Source organism: Micromonospora sp. WMMC250 (genome assembly GCF_027460215.1).
GTDB classification, from domain to species: domain Bacteria; phylum Actinomycetota; class Actinomycetes; order Mycobacteriales; family Micromonosporaceae; genus Micromonospora; species Micromonospora taraxaci.
Genome location: NZ_JAPZBJ010000002.1, coordinates 3,562,291 through 3,584,696 on the forward strand (window position 1 = coordinate 3,562,291; position 22,406 = coordinate 3,584,696).

At 71.8% G+C, this 22,406-nt stretch carries 18 protein-coding genes; 5 read left to right on the forward strand and 13 right to left on the reverse strand.

Features of this window, described 5'->3' with window-relative positions; all coding sequences use genetic code 11:
• Positions 1 to 92: 92 nt before the first annotated feature.
• The 10 genes from O3438_RS15610 to ftsY form a co-directional block, all read right to left on the reverse strand.
• Positions 93 to 1,172 (reverse strand): amidohydrolase family protein, encoded by a 1,080-nt coding sequence (locus tag O3438_RS15610; protein WP_269680650.1) that lies wholly within the window; start codon positions 1,170 to 1,172, stop codon positions 93 to 95.
• Between the two features lie 18 nt (positions 1,173 to 1,190).
• A complete protein-coding gene (locus O3438_RS15615; protein ID WP_269680651.1) occupies positions 1,191 to 1,769 on the reverse strand; it encodes a Uma2 family endonuclease in 579 nt (192 codons plus the stop codon).
• 68 nt (positions 1,770 to 1,837) lie between these two features.
• Positions 1,838 to 3,397 carry a signal recognition particle protein gene (gene ffh / locus O3438_RS15620; RefSeq protein ID WP_269680652.1) on the reverse strand — a complete coding sequence of 520 codons (1,560 nt, stop codon included), beginning with the start codon at positions 3,395 to 3,397 and terminating at the stop codon, positions 1,838 to 1,840.
• Positions 3,398 to 3,506: 109 nt separating this feature from the next.
• A complete protein-coding gene (locus O3438_RS15625) occupies positions 3,507 to 4,163 on the reverse strand; it encodes a response regulator transcription factor (protein ID WP_269680653.1) in 657 nt (218 codons plus the stop codon).
• Positions 4,160 to 5,302, reverse strand: coding sequence for a sensor histidine kinase (locus O3438_RS15630; RefSeq protein WP_269680654.1), 1,143 nt, complete (start codon positions 5,300 to 5,302; stop codon positions 4,160 to 4,162). The genes O3438_RS15625 and O3438_RS15630 overlap by 4 nt, the downstream gene beginning before the upstream one ends.
• Positions 5,303 to 5,646: 344 nt before the next feature.
• Positions 5,647 to 7,977 carry a [protein-PII] uridylyltransferase gene (locus tag O3438_RS15635; RefSeq protein ID WP_269680655.1) on the reverse strand — a complete coding sequence of 777 codons (2,331 nt, stop codon included), beginning with the start codon at positions 7,975 to 7,977 and terminating at the stop codon, positions 5,647 to 5,649.
• Between the two features lie 7 nt (positions 7,978 to 7,984).
• The gene (locus O3438_RS15640; RefSeq protein ID WP_172862163.1) at positions 7,985 to 8,323 is read right to left on the reverse strand and encodes a P-II family nitrogen regulator; all 339 of its coding nucleotides are present in this window, start codon (positions 8,321 to 8,323) and stop codon (positions 7,985 to 7,987) included.
• Positions 8,324 to 8,348: 25 nt separating this feature from the next.
• A complete protein-coding gene (locus O3438_RS15645; RefSeq protein ID WP_269680656.1) occupies positions 8,349 to 9,761 on the reverse strand; it encodes an ammonium transporter in 1,413 nt (470 codons plus the stop codon).
• Between the two features lie 276 nt (positions 9,762 to 10,037).
• Positions 10,038 to 10,901, reverse strand: coding sequence for a phosphotransferase (locus O3438_RS15650; protein ID WP_197699270.1), 864 nt, complete (start codon positions 10,899 to 10,901; stop codon positions 10,038 to 10,040).
• A gap of 6 nt (positions 10,902 to 10,907) precedes the next feature.
• Positions 10,908 to 12,089 (reverse strand): signal recognition particle-docking protein FtsY, encoded by a 1,182-nt coding sequence (ftsY, locus tag O3438_RS15655; RefSeq protein ID WP_145785096.1) that lies wholly within the window; start codon positions 12,087 to 12,089, stop codon positions 10,908 to 10,910.
• A 149-nt stretch (positions 12,090 to 12,238) separates the two neighbouring features.
• Between ftsY and O3438_RS15660 the strand changes: the two genes are divergently transcribed.
• From O3438_RS15660 to O3438_RS15680, 5 genes are all read left to right on the forward strand, one after another.
• Positions 12,239 to 13,966, forward strand: a complete 1,728-nt coding sequence (locus O3438_RS15660) for an alkaline phosphatase D family protein (RefSeq protein ID WP_269680657.1) — start codon at positions 12,239 to 12,241, stop codon at positions 13,964 to 13,966.
• A gap of 10 nt (positions 13,967 to 13,976) precedes the next feature.
• Positions 13,977 to 14,417: a MarR family winged helix-turn-helix transcriptional regulator gene (locus O3438_RS15665; RefSeq protein ID WP_269680658.1), complete on the forward strand. Its 441-nt coding sequence runs from the start codon at positions 13,977 to 13,979 to the stop codon at positions 14,415 to 14,417.
• Between the two features lie 145 nt (positions 14,418 to 14,562).
• Entirely contained in the window at positions 14,563 to 16,188 is a 1,626-nt protein-coding gene (locus tag O3438_RS15670) for an MDR family MFS transporter (RefSeq protein WP_269680659.1), read from the forward strand.
• Between the two features lie 9 nt (positions 16,189 to 16,197).
• Positions 16,198 to 16,692: a universal stress protein gene (locus O3438_RS15675; protein ID WP_269680660.1), complete on the forward strand. Its 495-nt coding sequence runs from the start codon at positions 16,198 to 16,200 to the stop codon at positions 16,690 to 16,692.
• 44 nt (positions 16,693 to 16,736) lie between these two features.
• Complete coding sequence (locus O3438_RS15680; RefSeq protein WP_269680661.1) at positions 16,737 to 17,258, forward strand: DinB family protein; 522 nt, start codon at positions 16,737 to 16,739, stop codon at positions 17,256 to 17,258.
• A gap of 7 nt (positions 17,259 to 17,265) precedes the next feature.
• On the opposite strand, the gene O3438_RS15685 is transcribed toward O3438_RS15680, so the two are convergent.
• The 3 genes from O3438_RS15685 to O3438_RS15695 all read right to left on the reverse strand — a co-directional run bounded on the left by O3438_RS15685 (position 17,266) and on the right by O3438_RS15695 (position 22,045).
• Entirely contained in the window at positions 17,266 to 17,886 is a 621-nt protein-coding gene (locus tag O3438_RS15685) for an HAD family hydrolase (RefSeq protein WP_269680662.1), read from the reverse strand.
• Entirely contained in the window at positions 17,886 to 21,500 is a 3,615-nt protein-coding gene (gene smc, locus O3438_RS15690) for a chromosome segregation protein SMC (RefSeq protein WP_269680663.1), read from the reverse strand. Before smc ends, O3438_RS15685 begins: the two co-directional genes overlap by 1 nt.
• Positions 21,501 to 21,850: 350 nt before the next feature.
• Complete coding sequence (locus O3438_RS15695) at positions 21,851 to 22,045, reverse strand: hypothetical protein (RefSeq protein ID WP_007456482.1); 195 nt, start codon at positions 22,043 to 22,045, stop codon at positions 21,851 to 21,853.
• Positions 22,046 to 22,406 lie beyond the last annotated feature (361 nt).

Below are 22,406 nucleotides of genomic sequence, written 5' to 3' on the forward strand. Positions count from 1 at the left end.
AGCTGCGCGGATCTTGGGTGCGGCGCAGGGCACGAGGCACGCGGTGCACAGCACCCCGCACGCTAAGCACCCCGCACGCGAGGCGCGTGAGGTCAGCGGACGACGTGGCCGCGGAGGATCGTGCGGGACGGGGCGCGGACGACGCGCAGGTCGAGGCGGGGGTCCTCGGGGTAGACGGTCAGGTCGGCGAGGCCGCCCTCCACCAGGCCGGGGAAGCCGAGCCACTCCCGGGCGCCCCAGGAGGCGGCGGCGAGCACGTCGATCGGGGCCATGCCCGCCCGTTCGTGCAGCAGCAGCATCTCCTCGGCGGCCAGCCCGTGGTCGATGCCACCGCCGGCGTCGGTGCCCACGTAGATCGGGACGCCCGCCTCGTGTGCGGCGCGCACCACCTCGGGAAAACCGTCGCGCAGCGCGAGCATGTGCTCGGCGTACCCGGGGAACTTGCCGCGCGCCTGCTCGGCGATGCCCCCGAAGGTGGCGATGTTGATCATTGTGGGGACGAGCGCGCTGCCCTGCCGGGCCATCTCGTCGATCAGGTCGAGGCTGAGCCCGGTGCCGTGCTCCACCGAGTCCACTCCGGCCCGCACCATGATCTCGACGGCGGACTCGGAGAAGGTGTGCACCGCGGCGCGTACCCCGGCGTCGTGCGCGGCCCGCACGGCGGCGGTGAGGGTGTCCGCGTCCCAGGCCGGGGCCAGGTCACCCACTCCCCGGTCGATCCAGTCGCCGACCAGCTTGACCCAACCGTTGCCGGCCTTCGCCTGGGCGGCGACCGTCGCGGCGACCTCGGTAGCGTCGACCTCCACGCCGATGTCGCGCAGGTAGCGCTTCGGCGGGGCGACGTGCCGGCCGGCGCGGGCCAGTCGCGGCAGGTCCGGCTCGTCGTCGAGTTCGGGGTACGGGTACGGCGAGCCGGCGTCGCGGATCGCCAGCACGCCGGCGTCCCGGTCGAGGCGGGCCAACGCGCGGGCCTGGTCGAGTGAGGTGATCGGGGCGCCGCCTCGGGCGATGCCGATGTGACAGTGCGCGTCGACCAGCCCCGGCAGCACGAAGCCGCCGTCGACAACCGTCTCCGCGTCGGGCACCGGGGTGAAGGTCACCCGGTCGTCGACCAGCCAGAGATCCCGGACCTCGCCGTCGGGGAGCAGCACGCCGCGCACATGAAGGGCCATGCGCACAGTCCTACCCGATCACTCCTCGTCGGGGGCGAGCAGGTCGTTCTTCCGAGCGGTGAGCGCGGGCAGGTCCACGGAGACCTTCCACGGCCGCTCGGTGACGAACAGGTCCTCGGTGTGCGCGACCTGCTCGTACTCCCGGTTCGCGCCGAGCGCGTACTCGGTGAGCGTGACACGTTCCTGGCTCGGGTCGAGCACCCAGTACGACCGGATGCCGGCGTGCGCGTAGACCTTCGCCTTGTCGTACATGTCACGGAAGCTGGAGGTCGGGGAGACGACCTCCACGGCAAGCAGGGCGTCCTCGACCGGGACGGGCGACCGGTTGGCGTGCGTACGACGGATGACCACCACGTCCGGGCGTGGCTCGTTGCGCCGGTCGACCCGCATGGACAGGTCGATGCTGACCAGGTATTCCGGTGGGCAGTTGACTTCGACGGCCAGCAGCAGTCGAACACAGAGATCTTGGTGCACGGCAGTCGGCGACGGCACGATCAACCTTCCGTTGATCAGTTCGTACGGAAGGTCCTTCGGCAGGTCACCGAGGTCGTCGACCGTCCACTCGTGCCGTTCGGGCAGGATCGGGGCTGCGGTCATGACATCTCCTTCCAGGGGGCGACATCACCCTAAGCGCCGGATCAGTCGCCCGCCGTCACCGACACGCGTCAGCGCGGGCCCTTGTCGCCGCCCTTGCCGAGCTTGTTGAAGTCGATCTTCGGAAGCTTGAAGCCGGGCGGGAGGCCCTGGCCACCGGCGAGGTCGTTCGGGTCCATCCCCGGCGGGAGCTGCGGCATGCCACCCGGGAAGCCGCCCGGCATCCCGGCGCCGGCGCCCGTGCGCGGGCGACCGCCGCCCTTGGTGCCCTTGCGCTTGTTCTTCGGAGACTTGGTCGCCTTGCGCCGGCCACCGCCAGGCAGACCCATCATGCCGCCCATCTGCTTCATCATCTTCTGCGCGTCGGCGAAGCGGTTGAGCAGTTGGTTGACGTCCATCACGGTGACGCCGGAACCGTTGGCGATACGCGCCCGACGGGAGCCGTTGATGATCTTCGGGTTGGTCCGCTCGCCCGGGGTCATCGACCGGATGATCGCGGTGACCCGGTCGAAGTGGCTGTCGTCCAGCTCGGAGAGCTGGTCCTTCATCTGCCCCATGCCGGGCATCATGGCCAGCACGTTGGCGATCGGGCCCATCCGTCGAACCGCGATGAGCTGGTCGAGGAAGTCGTCCAGGGTGAACTGCTCGCCGCCCATCAGCTTGGCGGTCATCTTCTCCTTCTGATCCGAGTCGAAGGCCTGTTCGGCCTGCTCGATCAGAGTGAGGACGTCGCCCATGCCGAGGATGCGGCTGGCCATCCGGTCGGGGTGGAAGACGTCGAAGTCCTCCAACTTCTCACCGGTGGAGGCGAACAGGATCGGCTGCCCGGTGACCTCACGCACCGACAGCGCGGCACCACCACGGGCGTCGCCGTCGAGCTTGGAGAGGACCACGCCGGTGATCCCCACGCCGTCGCGGAACGCCTCGGCGGTGCGGACGGCATCCTGACCGACCATCGCGTCGATGACGAAGATGACCTCGTCCGGCGAGACGGCGTCGCGGATGTCCGCAGCCTGCTGCATCATCTCGGCGTCGATGCCGAGTCGGCCGGCGGTGTCGACGATGACGATGTCGCGGGCCGCGCGCTTGGCGTGCTCGATCGACGCGCGCGCCACCTGCACCGGGTCACCGGTGCCGTTGCCCGGCTCCGGGGCGTACACCTCGACACCGGCCCGACCACCGAGCACCTGGAGCTGCCCGACGGCGTTGGGGCGCTGGAGGTCGGCGGCGACCAGCAGCGGCTGGTGCCCCTGGCCCTTGAGCCAGCGGGCCAGCTTGCCGGCCAGGGTGGTCTTACCGGAACCCTGGAGGCCGGCCAGCATGATCACCGTCGGCGGCTGCTTGGCGAACTGGAGCCGTCGGCCCTCGCCGCCGAGCACGTTGATCAGCTCTTCGTTGACGATCTTGATGATCTGCTGGGCCGGGTTCAGCGCCTGGGAGACCTCCGCGCTGCGGGCCCGCTCCTTCACGGCCGCGATGAAGCCCTTGACCACCGGCAGCGCGACGTCCGCCTCCAGCAGCGCGAGGCGGATCTCGCGCGCGGTGGCGTCGATGTCGGCGTCGGTGAGCCGCCCCTTGCCGCGGAGCTTGGTGAAGATCCCGGACAGGCGGTCACTCAAGGTGTCAAACACGCGAACATCCCGTTTGTCAGTGTTCCGGCGGGCACAACCCGGCCGGCACTGCGGAGTCCGGCCACCGCTAGGGTAGCCGCCCGGCCGCAAGGCCGCTGGCGGCCCGGCCTCACCCCGAGACCAAGCCCGATTGGTACGCGAAGACGACGAGCTGGGCCCGGTCCCGGGCTCCCAGCTTGCCCATCGCGCGGCTGACGTGGGTCCGCGCGGTCGCCGGGCTGACCACCAACCGGACGGCGATCTCCTCGTTGTTCAGGCCCTCACCGACGAGGCCGACGACCTGGCGCTCCCGGTCGGTGAGCGCGTCCAGTCGGGGGTGCGGGCGAAGCACCCGGGACGGCCGGGTGGCGAATTCCCGCACCACCCGGCGGGTCACCGACGGCGACAGCAGCGCCTCCCCCTCGGCGACCAGCCGGATCGCGCGCAGCAGATCGGCCGGACGGGTGTCCTTGGTGAGGAACCCGCTCGCGCCGTGCCGCAACGCGTCGAAGACGTACTCGTCCAGCTCGAAGGTGGTGAGCACCACCACCCGGGTGCCGGTCAGGTCGGGATCGGCGACGATCCGCCGGGTCGCTTCGATGCCGTCGATGCCGGGCATCCGGATGTCCATCAGCACCACGTCCGGCCGCTCCCGGCGGGCCAGCTCGACAGCCCGCAACCCGTCGGCGGCCTCACCGGCGAGCGCCAGGTCGTCCTCGCTCTCCACCAGCGCGCGCAGACCGAGCCGGACCAGGTCCTGGTCGTCGGCGACCAGCACCCGGATCACGCGGTCGGCTCCACGGGCAGCCGGGCGTACACCCGGAACCCGCCGCCGGAGCGCGGCCCGGTGTCCAACCGCCCGCCCAGCGCCTCGACCCGCTCCCGCATCCCGGCCAGACCGTGCCCGTCCCCACCGTCCGACACCACGGTCCCGGTGCCCGTCCCCCGGTCGGTGACCTCGACTGTCACCTCGTCGGCGCGGTAGTCGACGGTCACCTCGGCGCTGGTCACCCCCGCGTGCCGCAGCACGTTGGTCAACGCCTCCTGCACCACCCGGTACGCGGTCAGGTCCACCGCCGCGGGCAACTCCCGAGGGTCGCCGGTCACCCGCGCCTCGACGGCGAGCCCGGCACCGGCGAGCCGGTCGCGCAGCGCCGGGAGCCGGGCCAGGCCGGGCACCGGTCCGCGCTCGGCGCCCTGCCGTACGGCGCCGAGGGTGACCCGGAGTTCGTCGAGGGCCTCCCGGCTGGTCCGGCTGATCGCGGTCAAGGCGGTCTCCGCCTGTTCCGGCCGTTTCGGCAGCAGGTGCAGGGCGATCTCCGCCTGCATGCTGATCGCGGCCAACCCGTGCCCCACCACGTCATGCACCTCCTGCGCGATGCGCAGCCGCTCCTCGTCGGCCTGCCGCCGAGCCTGTTCGGCGCGGGTGCGGGCCTCCTCGGCACGGGTACGGGCGGCCGACTCACGGGTGACCCGCACCACCACGCCCACCGCGAACGGTACGACCACCCAGGCCGACGCGGGCAGCACTCCCGCCCAACCCGGCGCCGGCCCTCGGGCGACGAAGACGTGCGGCACCAACAGGACGAACGCGCCGCCGGCCGCGAGCGCCGCCGGGCGCACCGGCAGTCGCGCCGCCACCGTGTACACCGCGAGCAGGAACGCGAGCAGGATCGGTCCGTACGGGTAACCGAGCACCAGGTACGTCGAGGTGGCCACGGTGACCGCGGCGAGGGTGGCCACCGGGGCACTCCGCCGGAACAGCAGGGCGAGCGCGGCGACCACGATCAGCACCCGGCAGGCGGCGTCCACCGGCCTGGACCCCGGCTGGTTGTCCCCGGCCAGCCCAGTGGCGAGCAGCCCGAACGCGAGCAGCACCAGGGCCGGCACGGCGTCCGGCCATCCCCACCGCCCACCTGGTCGCATGGCCGTCATTCTGCCCGCGCCGGAGGCGCCCGTCGTGCGTCCGGCGGCGGCACCGCCACTACGTCCGCCGACGTATCGGCCACCAACGGCAGAGCCTGCCGCATCTGCGCGCGCCGGGTCGCGGCCACGCGCCCCGGCGGCCCAGCGGCCCAGACCGGCGGCCCAGCCGCCCAGACCGGCGGCGGACACTGCGGTGAGCGATATGACTCTCAGGTATGAATATGACTCTGCGGTATATCGCTTATCGAGGTGACCGGCTCGCCGGGACGGACGTGCCGTCGTCCGACGCGCGGCCCGTGACCACCGATCCGGTGGGTGGCCGACGCGACGGACAGCGACCGCGGTCAGACGGCGGCGAGGACCGCGGCCTCCAGGCGGGCCCGGGTGGCGTCGTCCGGCCAGCCGCCGACCAGGTAGAACGCGTCGACCACGTCGGCACCGAGAGTGGAGATGCGAGCCGCGCGGACCAGTGCGCCCGCCTCGTCGAGCGCGCAGGTCACCCGGTAGAGCAGCCCGGCGGCGTCGGCGGCGCGCAACTCGAGCAGCACCGCGTCGGTGGCCGCCTCGCGGTGCCAGACGACCCGGGGAGCAGCCCCGCTGCCTCGGGCGGCGAGCGCCCGGCCGCGCAGCCGCTGGGTCACCGACACGTCGCCGCCGACAGCCCGACGCAGGTCCGCGCGGAGCGGGACCGGGTCCGGCGGAAGGCCGTAGCGGGGTTGCACCCGACACTCGACCAGGGCCCGGCCGTCCACCACCGAGGCGTCCGCGGAGATCACTTCCAACCGGTGCAGGGCCAGGCAGCCCGCCACCGTGGCGAGCAGGCCCCGCCGGTCGGCCGCGGCGACCGACACCTGGTCGCCGGTCAGGTGGACGACCGGCAGCGGCCCGGCCAGCAGCGCCGGGTCCGGGGAGGGCGGCTCCGGGAGTACGCCGGTGTCCAGCGCGGTGCGGACCCGGGCGACCAGTTCGGCGACGAGCCGACCCTTCCAGTCCGACCAGGCTGCCGGCCCGGTCGCCGCCGCGTCGGCGCGGACCAACGCGTGCAGCAGGTCAAGGGTGCCGGTGTCCCCCACCGCGTCGGCCACCGAGGCGATGGTGACCGGGTCGGCCAGATCCCGGCGGGTGGCCACGTCCGGCAGCAGCAGGTGCAACCGGACCAGCATGCCGATCAGCTCGACCTCGGCGGGAGGCAGACCGATCCGGGTCGCCACCGCCTGGGCCAGTGGCACACCGACGGTGCTGTGGTCACCCGTGAGTCCCTTGCCGATGTCGTGCAGGAGCGCGCCGAGGAGCAGCAGGTCAGGACGCTCCACGTCACGGGCGTGCCGGCTGGCCTCGTGGGCGGTCTGCACGAGGTGCCGGTCGAGGGTGTAGCGGTGCACCGGGTTGTGCTGCGGCAGGCTGCGCAACCGGGTCCACTCGGGCAGCCAGTTGTCGACCAGCCCGTACCTGTCGCAGGTCTCCCAGGCGGGCACCAGACCGGGACCCGCACCGAGGAGGGTGGTCAGGGCCGCCCGGGCATCGGCCGGCCAGGGCGCGGGCAGCGGGGGGCAGTACGCCGCCAGCCACTCACAGGTGGCGCGGGCGATCGGCAGCCGGGTCGTGGCAGCCGCGGCGGCCACCCGCAGGGAGAGGCTCGGGTCGGGCCGTGCCCCGATCGCCGTCCGGGCCAGCACCAGTTCACCGTCGTGCTCCACCACGTCGCGGGCCACCGGGCGGCGCACGGGACGCCCACCACCGTTGCGGGAGCGGCCGGAGCGCAACCGGTCGGCGGCGCGGAACGCGTCGTCCAACGCGTGGCTGACCGTGCGGGCGTCACCGGCGACCCGGCGCAGCAGCGCGTCACCGTCTTCCACCACGGTGCCAGGCTGCCGGGCGGCGTCAGACACGCCGGGCTGGAGTTGTCGCAGACCGAGCAGTCGTGCCACTCCGTCGCGTTCCTGGGCGACCAGCCGGTCGACCCGGCGACCGACCTGCTGGTGCAGGGCGTCGCGGGTGTCCAGCAGGCGCAGGTGAGCCGCGCGCACGGCGGGACGCAACGCGTCGGTGATGCCGGCGGCGGAGATGGCCCGCAGCAGCCCCACGTCGCGCAGACCGCCGGCGGCCTCCTTGAGGTCACCCTCCAACAGGAAGGCCAACTCGCCGTGGGCCTGCCAGCGGGCCTCGGTCACCTCCCGCAGGCCGGGCAGGTGCCGGACGGCGGTGCGCCGCCAGTGGTCGGCGGCGGTGCGGATCAGCGAGTCGGCCAGCGCCCGGTCGCCCACCACCAGGCGGGCGTCGAGCAGCCCGAGGGCGACCTTGACGTCGTCTTGGGCCACGGACAGCGCCTCGGAGACGGTACGCACCGAGTGGTCGAGCCGCAGGCCCGCGTCCCAGATCGGGTACCAGACCGAGGCGGCCACCTCGTCGATGCCGGGCACCCCGGCGTGCAGCAGGACGAGGTCGAGGTCGCCGTACGGGGCACACTGCCGCCGACCCAACCCACCGACGGCGAGCAGCGCCACCCCGTCCCGCTCCGGGAGCAGGCCGCGCAGGAACACGTCGTACGCCGCCGCCCGGGAGAGTCGAGCAGCCTCTCCGATCCCCCCGGTAACGCCGACGACCTCGTTGACCAAGAGGTTCGCGTCACCATCGGCGGCGTGCCCTGACGCGTTCTTCCTGATCAACGAGGTCATGTCGTCGTCAGAGCGCGTCTAGGCCGCGCTCGCCGGTACGCACCCGGACGACCTCCTCGACACCGGTGACCCAGACCTTGCCGTCACCGATCTTGCCCGTACGGGCTGCCCCGACGATGGCGTCCACCACCTTGTCGACGTCGATCTCGTCGGTGAGCACCTCGACCCGGATCTTGGGCAGGAACTCGACCGTGTACTCGGCACCCCGGTAGACCTCGGTGTGCCCTTTCTGCCGCCCGTACCCCTGAACCTCGCTGACGGTCAGCCCGGCCACCCCGAGGGCGTGCAGGGCCTCCTTCACCGCGTCCAGTTGGTACGGCTTGATGACCGCGGTCACCAGCTTCATGTCCAACCCCTCCATCCCAGGAACGTTAACCGGCGACCTTTTCGCTGACCGGCTCGGCGGGCTCCGCCTCCGGCTTGGCACCACTCGTCGAACCGCCACCGGTGGTTCCGATGCCGGCCATCGCGAACGCGCCGCCCGTGCCGCCACCGGCCGGGGACAGGTCGTAGCTGCTCTCGGCGTGCTCGCCGATGTCGATGCCCTCGACCTCGGCCTCGGCCTTGACCCGGAAGCCGATCGTCTTCTCGATGACGAAGGCGAGCACCCAGGCGATGCCGAACGACCAGACGGTGACGATCAGACCGGCGAGCGCCTGCCGCCCGAGCTGGGTCACGCCGCCGCCGTAGAAGAGCCCGTCGGAGGCGCCCACCACGTCGCTGATGGCGGCGTTGACCGAGTTGGTGGCGAACAGGCCGAGCCAGAGCGACCCGATCCAGCCACCGACGAAGTGCACGCCGACGACGTCGAGCGAGTCGTCGTAGCCGAGCTTGTACTTGAGGCTGATGGCCAGCGCGCAGACGGCACCGGCGACGATGCCGAGCAGGACGGCGGCCCACGGCGCGATGAAACCACAGGCCGGGGTGATGGCGACCAGGCCGGCGACGGCGCCGGACGAGGCGCCGACCATCGTCGGCTTACGGTCCTTGATCCACTCGACAGCGATCCAGCCGAGCACCGCGGCGGCCGTGGCGAGCTGGGTGTTGATGAAGGCGAGGCCGGCGACCGAGTCGACGGTCAGCTCGGAGCCGGCGTTGAACCCGAACCAGCCGAACCACAGCAGACCCGCACCGAGCGCGACCAGCGGAATGTTGTGCGGCTTCATGCCCTCGCGCGGCCAACCGAGCCGCTTGCCGAGCACCAGCGCCACGGCCAGGGCCGCCGCACCGGCGTTGATGTGCACCGCGGTGCCACCGGCGAAGTCCAGCGCGTGGATGTCGCCGCCGATGATGCCGCCGCCCCACACCCAGTGGGCGACCGGGAAGTAGACCAGGGTGGCCCAGCCGAAGGCGAACAGCAGCCAGCCGGCGAACTTGGCCCGGTCGGCGATGGCGCCGCTGATCAGTGCGACGGTGATCACCGCGAAGACCATCTGGAAGGCCATGAACACGTAGAGCGGGACCCCGATGCCGCTGGGGTTCTCCGCGGTGGCACCCCACAGGTCGGTCTCGGCGAGGAAGGTCTTGGTGCCGAGGTACGCGCCCGGGTCGCCCCAGAAGCCGTTCACGTCGGCCCCGAAGGCGACGCTGAAACCGTAGAACCACCACAGAATGGAGATGAGCCCGATGGCGGAGAAGCTCATCATCATCATGTTGAGTACGCCCTTGGCCCGGTTGAGGCCGCCGTAGAACAGCGCCAGTCCGGGGGTCATGAGCAGCACGAGCGCGGTCGAAACCAGCAGCCACGTGGTATTGGCGCCGTCGATCGTCGGTGCTTCAGGCACGCTGGCCTCCTAAAGGGTGAAGTCCTCCTTCGCGGCTTTCCGGGGCAGCGTCGCCCGTAGGCCGGTTGCGCGGAAGCTTTGTTGCCGGCTGTTTCACCCAGGGTCCCGCGCGGGTTTCCGGTTCGTGACGGGTTGTTTCGTACGTGTCACGAAGTCCGCACGCTCAGCGGCATGGACGGTGGTGGATCGCCCGGACGGTGGACGTCGATGGCCGACCGGCCCGACCCATCGACCGGTCCGCCCGACAGGACCACCCGAGCATCGCCCGGTCGCCCCTCAGCGGAGGGCGTTCTCCAGCGCGTGCCGTTCGTAGTCGAGCAGCCGGAGATCGCGCATCGGTCGGCGCAGGTGGCCCTTGTGCACGATCCGAACGAACGCCGGCTCACCGGCGGCGGCCATCCGGCGAATGCCCTCGACGTGGTCCACGATCCGCTTGCGGATGGTCCGGATCAGCCGGTGCCGGTCCCGGGGGATCAGCCCGTACGCGTCGGCGAAGAGGCGGAGGCGGCGGGGCCGGTCCGGGTGTTTCCAGCCGAGCGTGATCGAGTCCCGGTCCGCGAAGATCGGCACCCAGGTCCAGGCCGCGTACGCCACGTCGTAGATCCGTGCGCCGGGCGAGGCGAGGTCGAAGTCGATCAACCCAAGGGTGCCGTCCGGCCGCCAGATCACGTTGTGCGGCGCGGCGTCGTGGTGGCAGATCACCTCGGTGTCCGGTGGCGGGGGGCCGAACGAGCGCCAGACCGCGCTCGGTGGCGGGGTGAAGCCGTACTGCGCGTCGTGGAACATCCGCAGCATCGTGGCGACGGTGACCAGCGCCTCGTCGGTCACCCAGTGCGGGGCGAGCGGGTACTCCCCGCACTCCCCCTCCAGGTACGACAGCACCTCACGGTTGCGCTCGTCCATGCCGAGCGCTCGCGGGGCGCCGGTGAAGCCCACGTACTCCAGGTGCCGCAGCAGGGCGTGCACGGACGGTGTCCACGGCCCGGCGTTGCGGCGGACCGTGTCACCGACGCGGACGACGGTGCTCACGTTGCCGCCGTGCAGCGGGATCTCCTGCGAAGTCACGTACGGTCTCCCGAGGCGCTGCGAAGGGTGGCCGGGTTCGCGCCAGCCCGCGTATGCGCGGTTGTCACTGGACACCCGAGACTACGCGTCCCGTCCGGCGGCCTCGGTCCCCAGCAATGCATCGACGAACTGCGCCGGGTCGAACGGGGCCAGATCGTCCTTGCCCTCACCGAGGCCGACCAGCTTCACGGGGATGCCGAGTTTGCGCTGCACCGCGATCACGATGCCGCCCTTCGCGGTGCCGTCGAGCTTGGTCAGCACCACACCTGTCACGTTGACCACCTCGGTGAAGACCCGGGCCTGCTCCAGGCCGTTCTGACCGGTGGTGGCGTCCAGGATGAGCAGCGTCTCGTCGATGGGGCCCTGCTTCTCCACCACGCGCTTGACCTTGCCCAGCTCGTCCATCAGGCCGACCTTGTTCTGCAGTCGGCCGGCGGTGTCGATGAGCACGGTGTCCACGCCGGTGTCGATGCCGCGCTTGACCGCGTCGAAGGCGACACTGGCCGGGTCGGCGGCCTCCGGCCCCCGGACCGTCTCCGCTCCGACGCGCGAGCCCCAGGTCTCCAACTGGTCGGCGGCGGCGGCCCGGAAGGTGTCCGCGGCGCCGAGCAGCACGCTGCGGCCGTCGGCGACGAGCACCCGGGCGATCTTGCCGCAGGTGGTGGTCTTGCCGGCGCCGTTGACGCCGACGACCAGGACCACAGCAGGCACGCCGTCCTTCGGAGCGGTCCGCAACGACCGGTCCATGCTCGGGTCGAGGGCGTTGACCAACTCGGCGGCGAGCAGTGCCCGCAGCTCGGAGGCCGAGCGGGTGCCGAGCACCCGGGTGCGCTCACGGAGGCGGTCGACGATGTCGCGGGTGGCGTCGACACCGACGTCGGCGGTGATCAGGCTGTCCTCGATCTCCTCCCAGACGTCCTCGTCGAGGTGGTCGCGGGCGAGCAGGCCGAGCAGGCCCTTGCCGAAGACGTTCTGCGAGCGGGACAGCCGCGAGCGGAGCCGGACCAGCCGCCCGGCGGTCGGCTCGGGCACCTCGACGGGCGCCTCGATGACCGGCGGCGGCTCGACCAGGACGCCGGTGGACAGATCGGACTCCGGTGCCTCGACCGGCGGGCCGGCGAGATCCTCCTCTGCCCTGGTGTCGACCTCCGTGCGCGGCAACGGGGGCTCGGGTCGCCGCCGCAGTCGCGGGACGACCAGCCCGACTGTGCCGGCGATCAGCACACCGAGCAGGACCAGAGCGAGGACGAGATATTCGGCCATGCCGGAATCCTGTCAGATGCGGGCGGCCGCGTCCCAGCCACCGCACCCCGAGCGGTGCCCGGGGTCTCCGCCACCGCACCCCGAGCGGTGCCCTGGGTCTCAGCCACCGCATCCGGCCGGTGCCAGAAACCGGCGGTAGGCTCGGCCGCATGCCCGCCGCACACCTCCTCATCGGCCCACTCCTGCGGCGAGTGGTGGACACCCGAGCGACCATCTGGGTGGAGACCGCCGCGCCCGCCGTGGTCACCGTCCGCACCGCGGGCGGCGCCACCGGCACCGCGCCCACCTTCTCGGCGTACGACCACCACTACGCGCTCGTGGTGGTGGAGGGGCTCGCCCCGGACAGCGAGACCACCTACGAGGTGCTGGTCGACGACGAGCTGGTCTGGCCGGTGTCGAGCAGCGGCTTCCCGCCGAGCGTGATCCGCACCCGGGCCGCCGACGACCGGGACCAGCCGGTCAGCCTGATCTTCGGCTCGTGCCGGGAGACCACCCAGCACGCCACCACCCGCAAGCTGCCGCCGGACGCGCTGGACGCGTACGCCCGAAGGCTGATGGCCGACCCGGAGTCGAACCCGCTGCCGGACCTGCTGGTGCTGCTCGGCGACCAGGTCTACGCCGACGTCACCTCGCCCACGGTGCGCCGGTTGCTGCGTCGGCGGCGTCGGCGTCCGAAGGGCGCCCCGGCCGACCAGGTGGTGAGCTTCGACGAGTACACCAAGCTCTACCTGGAGTCCTGGCGTGATCCGGAGATCCGTTGGCTGCTCTCCACGGTGCCGAGCGTGATGATCTTCGACGATCACGAGATCATCGACGACTGGAACACCTCGGCGGCCTGGCGGGCGGACGTCCGCGAGCAGCCGTGGTGGCAGGAGCGGATCGGCAGCGGGTTGGCCTCGTACTGGGTCTACCAGCACCTGGGCAACCTCTCCCCCGACGAGATCACCGCCGACCCGGTCTTCGCGAAGGTGATCGCCGCCGAGGACGCGACGGGCGTGCTGCGCGAGTTCGGGCACCGGGTCGACCAGGAGTCGGACGTGGCGCACGACACGGAGCGTTGGCGCGCGGTGCAGTACCAGTGGAGTTACGCACTGGACCTGGGGCGTACCCGCCTGGTCATGCTCGACAACCGGTGCAGTCGGGTGCTCGACCCGGGCAGCCGGGCGATGCTGCCACCGGGCGAGTGGTCCTGGTTCCTGGACCAGGCACACGGGGTCTACGACCACCTGGTGGTCGGTGCCTCGCTGCCCTGGCTGCTGCCGCAGGGCATCCACCACATCGAGGCGTGGAACGAGAAGCTGGCGGAGTCGCGTCGCCCGTGGGTGGCGCGTGGGGCGGAGAAGCTGCGTCGCGCACTCGACCTGGAGCACTGGGCGGCGTTCCGGCGTTCCTTCGAGGGGCTCGCGGAGACCTTCGCCCGGATCGGCACCGGCACTCCGAGGGAGTCCGGCGCGCGGATCGGCGCCGGCCCGGCGTACGCCCCACCGGCGTCGATCAGTGTGCTCTCCGGGGACGTGCACCACTCGTACGTGGCCCGGGCCCGGTTCGGCGACCCGGCGGTGGTCACGCCTGTACACCAGCTCACCTGTTCACCGATCCACAACCAGGTGCCGGCCGGCATCCGTCCGCTGATGAAGATGGGTTGGTCGGCTGGTCCGGCCGGTGCCACCCGGGCGCTGGCGCGTTCCGCAGGTGTGCGTCGACCGAGCGTGCGGTGGCGCAAGCTGGCGGGGCCGTACTTCGGCAACGCGGTCGCGACCCTGACGCATCGGGGGCGTGGGGCGGACGTCGTCATCGAGGGCACCACGAAGGACGGGCACCTACGCACCGTGATGCGGCGTCGACTGTCGGCCGCCGCACCACCGACCTCGCCGTAGTCTCTACGCCGTGGACGAGCACCTGCCGGAACCGATCAGGGCGGTCGAGCACGAGTTGACCGCCCTCCTGCGTCGTGGGCGGGCGGTCTCCTGGGAGATCGCCCGCGAGGTGCACCCGACCCTGGAGCCGAACACCTACGGGCTGCTGCTCTGGCTGCGGCGTAGCGGGTCGATCCGGTTGACCGAGTTGGCGGCGCGCCTCGGTGTGGGCAAGGGGACGTTGAGCCGACAGATCAACGCCCTGGAGGTCCTCGGCCTGGTCCACCGCGATCCGGATCCGAGTGATCGGCGGGCCGCGCAGATCAGCCTCACCGAGGAGGGGCAGCGTCGGTTCGACGTGGCCAGGGCTGCCCGGCTGGGCGAGTTCCTGCGCGCGCTGGACGGTTGGCCGGAGCGGGACATCGAGGAGTTCGCCCGGCTGCTGGGCCGGTTCAACGACTCCTGGCAGTAAGCCTCCGAGCGGGGAATAGTGTCGCGGTCCGTCAAGTTGTTGCTCTAGGCAACTAAGGCATACGGTTGCTTCAGGCAACTCCCAGGCGGCCCGCACACATGAGCCCGTCGCCGTTCCATCTCACTCCGCTCGGAGGCACCAAACGATGAGCCAGGCGACAGCGACAGCGCCCACGAAGGCGACCGCCGTCGACATGACCCACCGGCAGATCCTGGAGGCACTCTCCGGCCTGCTGCTGGGCCTGTTCGTCGCGATTCTCTCTTCCACGGTCATCTCGAACGCGCTGCCGCGGATCATCACCGAACTGCACGGCGGCCAGTCCGCGTACACCTGGGTGGTTACCTCGGCCCTGCTCGCGACCACCGCAACGACCCCAATCTGGGGCAAACTGGCCGACCTGACCAGTAAGAAGACACTCGTCCAGCTCGCCCTGGGCATCTACGTGCTGGGCTCGGTCCTGGCCGGCCTCGCCCAGGGCACCGGCGAGCTGATCGCCTGCCGCGTTCTCCAGGGCATCGGCGCCGGCGGCCTCACCGCACTGGCCCAGGTGATCATGGCCACGATGATCGCGCCGCGCGAGCGGGGCCGCTACAGCGGCTACCTCGGGGCCGTGATGGCCGTCGGCACCATCGGTGGCCCGCTGATCGGCGGCGTGATCGTAGACACCTCCTGGCTCGGCTGGCGCTGGTGCTTCTACGTCGGCGTGCCGTTCGCCATCGTGGCGCTGATCGTGCTGCAGAAGACCCTGAAGCTGCCCGTGGTCAAGCGGAAGGCCCAGATCGACTGGTGGGGCGCCACCCTGATCACCGCGGCCGTGTCGCTGCTGCTGATCTGGGTCTCGCTCGCCGGTGACCAGTTCGCCTGGGCGTCCTGGCAGACCGCCGCCATGGTCCTCGGCGCGCTGGTTCTCGGCGCCCTGGCGATCCGGGTCGAGACCCGGGCCGCCGAGCCGATGATCCCGCCGCGCCTGTTCCGCAACCGCACCATCACCCTCGCCGTCGTCGCCAGCATCGCGGTCGGCGTGGGGATGTTCGGCGCGTCGATCTTCCTGGGCCAGTACTTCCAGATCAGCCGCGGTCAGAGCCCGACCATGTCCGGTCTGATGACCCTGCCGATGATCCTCGGCCTGCTGGTCGCCTCCACCGTGATCGGACGGGTCATCACGAAGACCGGCCGGTGGAAGCGGTACCTGGTGATCGGCTCGGCGCTGCTCACCGTCGGCTTCGCGCTGATGGGCACGCTGCGCGCGGACACCAGCTTCGCCCTGCTCAGCGTCTACATGGCAGTCATCGGTGTCGGCCTGGGCATGACCATGCAGAACCTGGTCCTCGCCGTGCAGAACACCGTCGGCCCGCACGAGCTCGGCGCAGCCAGCTCGGTGGTCGCGTTCTTCCGCAGCCTCGGTGGCGCGATCGGTGTCTCCGCCCTCGGCGCGGTCCTCGCCCACAAGGTCAAGGACTACACCGCCGATGGCCTGGCCCAGCTCGGTATCCCCGCGTCCAGCTCCGGCTCCGGCGGTGCCCTGCCCGACGTGCACACCCTGCCCGGCCCGCTGCGGGCCGTGGTGGAGAGCGCGTACGGCCACGGTGCCGGTGACATCTTCCTGACCGCCGCGCCCTTCGCGCTGATCGCGTTGATCGCTGTGGCCTTCATCAAGGAGGTGCCGCTGCGGCAGCACAACGGCGACCCGGTTTCGGCGGAGGTCGAGCGGGAATCGACAGTCGCCGCCGGCGCCGGCGCGGTCGTCGTCCGTACCGGTGAGCAGAGGTGAGGTAGAGCCATGAGCGTGGGAGCACCGGACCGCGAGGAGTACGGCCCCCGGACCCGACCGCTGCCCTTCGAACGGGGCACGGACGGCCCTCGGGTGATCATGGTGGGCGTCGACGGCACCCGCACCTCCGAGCGGGCCGGCTCCTACGCCGCAGGCCTGGCCCGCCGGCAGGGCGCCTCCCTGGTCGTGGTCTTCGTCAGCTCGGCGAGCGGCCTGACCGCCCTGGTGCCCGGGATGGACGCCGGCGCGGTGCAGCGCACCCACGACGAGCTGGCCGACGAGCTGCGCCGCGAGTGCCGGCGCGGGGCCGAGCAGTGGGGCATCCCGGTGACGTTCGTCTGCCGGCGCGGCGACGCGTACGGGGAGTTGTGCGCCGCGGCCGACGAGTTCCAGGCCGACATGCTGCTGGTGGGCGCGTCCGAGCAGGCCGGTCACCGGCTGGTCGGCTCGGTCGCCACCCGCCTGGTGCGGGCCGGTCGCTGGCCCGTCGTCGTGGTGCCCTGATAACCCGTCGCGGAATGTCGGGCGTGCCGGGCAGGATGCGCGCCATGACGTGGACCGCACCGGAGATCACCCGGACCCCCGAACCGTACGTCGGCGACGAGCGCACCATGCTCGACGGCTGGCTCGACTACCACCGCCAGACCCTGCTGCTCAAGTGCTCCGGGTTAACCGAGGAGCAGTTGCGGACGCCGAGCGTGCAACCCTCCGGGCTGACCCTGCTCGGCCTGGTCCGACATCTGGCCGAGGTGGAGGCCTGGTGGTTCCGGGAGAACTTCGCCGCCCAGCCTGTCGACTACCCGTACTTCACCCCGGAGACGCCGGACGCCGACCACGACGTCAGCGAGGCCGACGCCGAGGCGGACTTCGCCGTCTTTCACCGGGAGGTGGCACTGGCCCGCGAGGCCGCCGCCGGTCACTCGCTCGACGAGACGTTCACCGAGGTCGGGCCGAAGAAGCGCACCTTCAACCTGCGCTGGGTGTACGTGCACATGATCGAGGAGTACGCCCGGCACAACGGCCACGCCGACCTGATCCGGGAACGCATCGACGGCGTCACCGGCGAGTGACCGGCGCTCAGTAGTCCAGGGCCGCCCGCAGGTAGCGCAGGTCGGCGTGACCGCCCCAGCGGTGCGCCGACAGCCCGGCGGCGCGGGCGCCCCGGACGGCCCAGTCCTCGTCGTCGACGAAGAGGACGCGCGCCGGCGCGGTGGCCAGCGCCACGCAGGCGCCCTGGAAGTACTCCGGGGCGGGTTTGTGCACGCCGAGCGTCGACGAGTTGACCACCACGTCGAACTCACCGACCAGGCCGAGGTCCGCCAGGTCGGCGTCGAGCAGGTCGGTGGCGTTGGTGGCGAGGCCGACGGTGATGCCGGCGGCGCGCACCTCCCGGACGAAGTCGAGCACCTCGGTGTCCACCTCGCCCCGGTAGCGCTGCCACTGCTCCACCGCCGCCCGGGCACGGTCCGGGCCGCCGGCCGGCTCGGCCAGCGCGTCGGCCACGCTGTCCACCCACTGGGCGTGACTGACCTGGCCGGTGAGCACCGGCCGGAGCCGGCCCCACTGCATGGCGATCTCGAGGAGAACCCCGTCGGCGAGGCCGTACTCCCGCTCCACTCCGGCGGCCACCGCCGGGTCGAACCGGCGCAGGACGCCGTCCAGATCCAGCAGGAGCGCCGTCGCGCGTTCCCGAGCCACTACCCGTTCTCCTCGCCGCGGCCCTGCCGCTCGTCGTCCTCGTCGGCCCTGTTGAGCCGTTGGCTGATCACCTGGGTGACACCGCTGCGCATGGTGACCCCGTAGAGCGCGTCAGCGATCTCCATCGTCCGCTTCTGGTGGGTGATGACGATCAGCTGACTCTTCTCCCGCAACTGTGCCATCAACGTGATCAACCGGCCCAGGTTCACGTCGTCCAGGGCCGCCTCCACCTCGTCCATGATGTAGAACGGGCTGGGCCGGGCACGGAAGATCGCCACCAACATGGCCACCGCGGTCAGCGACCGCTCGCCACCGGAGAGCAGCGACAGCCGCTTGATCTTCTTGCCCGGTGGGCGGGCCTCCACCTCGACACCGGTGGTGAGCAGGTCCTCCGGCTCGGTGAGGATCAGCCGGCCCTCGCCACCGGGGAAGAGCACGTTGAACACCTGCTCGAACTCCCGGGCGGTGTCCTCGAACGCGCTGGCGAAGACCTCCAGGATCCGCTCGTCCACGTCCTTGACCACGGTGAGCAGGTCCCGGCGGGTCGCCTTGAGGTCCTCCAACTGCTCGGAGAGGAACTTGAAACGCTCCTCCAGCGCGGCGAACTCCTCCAGCGCGAGCGGATTGACCTTGCCGAGCAGGGTCAGCTCCCGTTCCGCCTTGGCGGCCCGCTTCTCCTGCACCGGCCGCTCGTAGCGGACCGGCTCGGGCACCGGCAGGCCGTCGCGTTCGGCAGTGGCGATGTCGACAGGGGTCGGCGGGACCGGCTGCGTCGGGCCGTACTCGGCGACGAGCGTCTCCACGTCCAGCCCGAAGTCCTCGGCGGCCTTCGCCTCCAACTGCTCGATGCGCAGCCGTTGCTCCGCGCGGGCGACCTCGTCGCGGTGGACCTGGCTGGTCAACCGTTCCAGCTCCGCGCCGAGCCGCTTGGCCGCGCCGCGTACCTCCTGGAGCTCCGCCTCGCGGGCGGCGCGCTCCCGGGCGACCTCGTCGCGGTGTTCCTCGGCCGTCGCGATCGAGGTGGTGAGCCGGGTCAGCGCCTCCCGGGCGCCGCCGGCGACGGCCCGGGCGATGCCGGCGCCCCGGGTGCGCGCGGCCCGCCGGGCCGCGGCGCGTTCCCGGGCGGCCCGCTCGGCGGTGGCCTGCCGCGCGAGGGAGTCGGCCCGGCCGGCGATCGAGGAGACCCGCTCCTCGGCGGTACGCACCGCGAGCCGGACCTCCATCTCGTTCTGCCGGGCCTGCGGCACCATGGCCGCGAGTTGATCCCGTTCCTCGGTGGAGGGCTCCGCGTCGACAGGGGTCTCCTCGGCCAGCCGCAGCCGCTCCTCCAGCTCGTCGAGCGCGGTGAGGTCCCGTTGCCGGGCGGCCTCGGCCCGGGACCGGGACTCGCCGAGCCGGTCGGTCTCCGCCTTCGCCGAGCGGGCCGCGGCGCCCAGCTCGGCCAGTCGGCGGGCGGCGGCGTTGCGGTGGCTCTCCGCCTCCCTCTTCTCGGCGGCGGCGTGTTGCACGGCCTCCTTGGCGGCGGCCACCTCGGCACGGGCCTCGACGAGCTGGTCCCGCAGCTCCGCACCGGCGCGTTCGGCGGTCAGTCGGTTGGCGCGAGCCTCCTCGACGGCCGCCTGCACCTCGATGAAGCTGGGGGCCTTCGCCGATCCTCCCGCCGCCGCGTACGCCCCGACGACATCGCCGTCCGGGGTGACGGCCCGCAGCTCGGGGTTGCTGGCGACCAGGTCGGCGGCGGCGGCGAGGTCGTCGACGAGCGCCACGTCCCGCAGGGCCCGGTGCACCGCCGGACGCAGTTCCGCGCTGCACTCCACGAGATCGGGGGCCCACCGGGCCTCGTCCGGCAGCTTCGGGCGCAGCGCGTCGGCGGAGCCGGTCATGCCCGGGCCCGCCGGGCTGCCGACGAGCAGGCCGGCTCGGCCGGCGTCGGAGATCTTGAGCAGTCGCATGGCCTCGACGGCCTCGTCCACCCCGCTGACGGCGACGGCGTCGGCGAGGCCGCCGAGCGCGGCGGCCAGCGCGGCCTCGTGGCCCGGCGCGACGGTGAGCAGCCCGGCGAGGCTGCCGAGCAGGCCGGGTACGTCGTCCGCGCGGGAGAGCAACGCTCCCGCGCCGTCCTTGCGCCGCAGCCCCAGCGCCAGTGCCTCCTCACGGGCCTTCCAGGTCGCGGCGTCCTTCTCGGCCGCCCGCTCCGAGTCGGCCAGCGAGCGTACGGTCGCCTGTGCCCGTTCCTGCGCGGCGACCGCCTCGGCGTGCCGGGCGTCCAGGTCCGCGTTGTCCCGGTCGGCCTCGGTGGACTGTGCGGCCACCGCGTCCAGCTCGGCCTGCGCCTGCTCGGCGCGGCCCAGCGCGTCGGCGTGCGCGACAGCGAGTCGTTCGATCTCCTCGCTGGAGCTGGTGGTGCGGGCGCGGGCCGAGTTGACCTGTCCGGTCAGCTTGGCCATCCCCTCCCGCCGGTCGGCGATGGCCTTGGCGGCGGCGACCAGTTCCCGTTCGGCGGCGGCGAGCTGCCGTTCCAGCTCCTGCCGGTATTCAACGGCCTCGGCCAGCCGGATCTGGTCGTCGGTGAGCGCCGCGCGCAGCTCCTCCTCCTGCTCGCGGACCCGCTCGGCCTCCGCCTCCAGCTGGTCCGGGTCGCGGCCGGGCCGCTCGTCGTCGCCGGTGGCGCTGAGGTGTCGCAGCCGTTCCCGGGCCAGCTGCTCGATCGAGCGGAAGCGTTCCTGCAGGGCCGACAGCTTGTACCAGGTGTCCTGTGCGGCGGCGAGCAACGGCGCGTCCTCGGCCAGCGCGGCCTCCAACTCACCGAGCCGGCCCTGCACCTCGACGTGCTCGCCCTCGATCTGCTCGCGCCGCTCCCGCAGCGCGGTCTCGTCGGCGATCTCCCGGTCCAGCGTGGTGCGCAGGGTGGCCAGGTCGTCGGCGAGCAGACGCAGTCGGGCATCGCGCAGGTTGGCCTGGATGGCCGCGGCGCGGCGGGCCACCTCGGCCTGCCGGCCCAGTGGCTTGAGCTGGCGGCGCAGCTCAGTGGTCAAGTCGGCCAAGCGGTTGAGATTCACCTGCATCGCGTCGAGCTTGCGCAGGGCCTTTTCCTTGCGCTTGCGGTGCTTGAGGACGCCGGCCGCCTCCTCGATGAACGCCCGGCGGTCCTCCGGCTTGGCGTGCAGCATGCCGTCGAGTCGGCCCTGCCCGACGATGATGTGCATCTCCCGGCCGATGCCGGAGTCGGACAGCAGCTCCTGGATATCGAGCAACCGGCAGGAGTTGCCGTTGATCTCGTACTCGCTCTCACCCGAACGGAACATCCGGCGGGTGATCGAGACCTCGGTGTACTCGATCGGCAGCGCGCCGTCGGTGTTGTCGATGGTGAGGGTGACCTCGGCGCGACCCAGCGGCGCCCGACCGGCGGTGCCGGCGAAGATGACGTCCTCCATCTTGCCGCCGCGCAGCGCCTTGGCGCCCTGCTCGCCGAGGACCCAGGCGATGGCGTCCACGACGTTGGACTTGCCGGAGCCGTTCGGGCCCACCACGCAGGTGATCCCGGGCTCCAGCTTCAACGTCGTCGCGGAGGCGAAGGACTTGAACCCCTTCACCGTCAGACTCTTGAGATACACCTTCTCGATCCTCGTCCGGTGGCCGCCCCGGCTCTGGGGACCTGGGTGAACTCGCAGACTAACCCGGTGGTGGAAGCGGGCCGGCACGCGACCCGCCCCGGGTCGGACACGTCGAGGGCGCGAGGCGCGCACGCACTGTTGTTCGGACGGCCGCGATAATGGCGAGAGCAGTTCATGATCGGCTTATCCGCCGGTGCGCTATTCGGACGCGACCGGGACGGTTCCCGCGCGACCGGTCGCAAGATCATAAATCGTCGACCCGAAAAGAACCGGACAGTGTTGCGCGCCGGCACAGGACGTGTCGGCGCGCTTTTCTGCGATGGTGCGATTCAGTTTTGTCGACCCGGAGATCAGGTCAGCGCCGGCTCGGCCAGACGGAGCAGATCGTCCGCCTCCGCCGCAGCCGCCGCGAGCCGATCATTGTCGGCACGCAGACGCGTGATCTCGAACTCCAGTGCCTGCACCCTGGCACGCAGCCGGGTGACCTCGTCGAGCAGACGCCGATCGGGCGCTGCACCTACGTGGCCGTAGAGGGCCTTCGCCATGCTGACTCCTTGATATGCGCTGCCGGAAAGGCCGGCCAACGCGCGCCCATTTGTACGCGGCTGTCATTCCAGGCTGTATCTGGGCATGACCGGGCGCGACTGGCGACACCTATATATTGAGCCGCAAACCCCTCCTTCGTCAAGTTCTCGCAGGCCGTAGATCATCTCTACGTCGACCTGTCCACTTGTCGGGGGGCTGCCTTCACGGCACGGACACGCTCTGTCCGGACACCTTTACTGTACGCCCGGATTCCCGGAAGTCCGCCCCCTGTCGTCCGACTTCCCCTTAACTCTTCCTTAGCCACGTTGCCGCAGGTCGCGGGCGCGCCGTAGCGTCACCCCGGCCCGCAACCGACCTCTG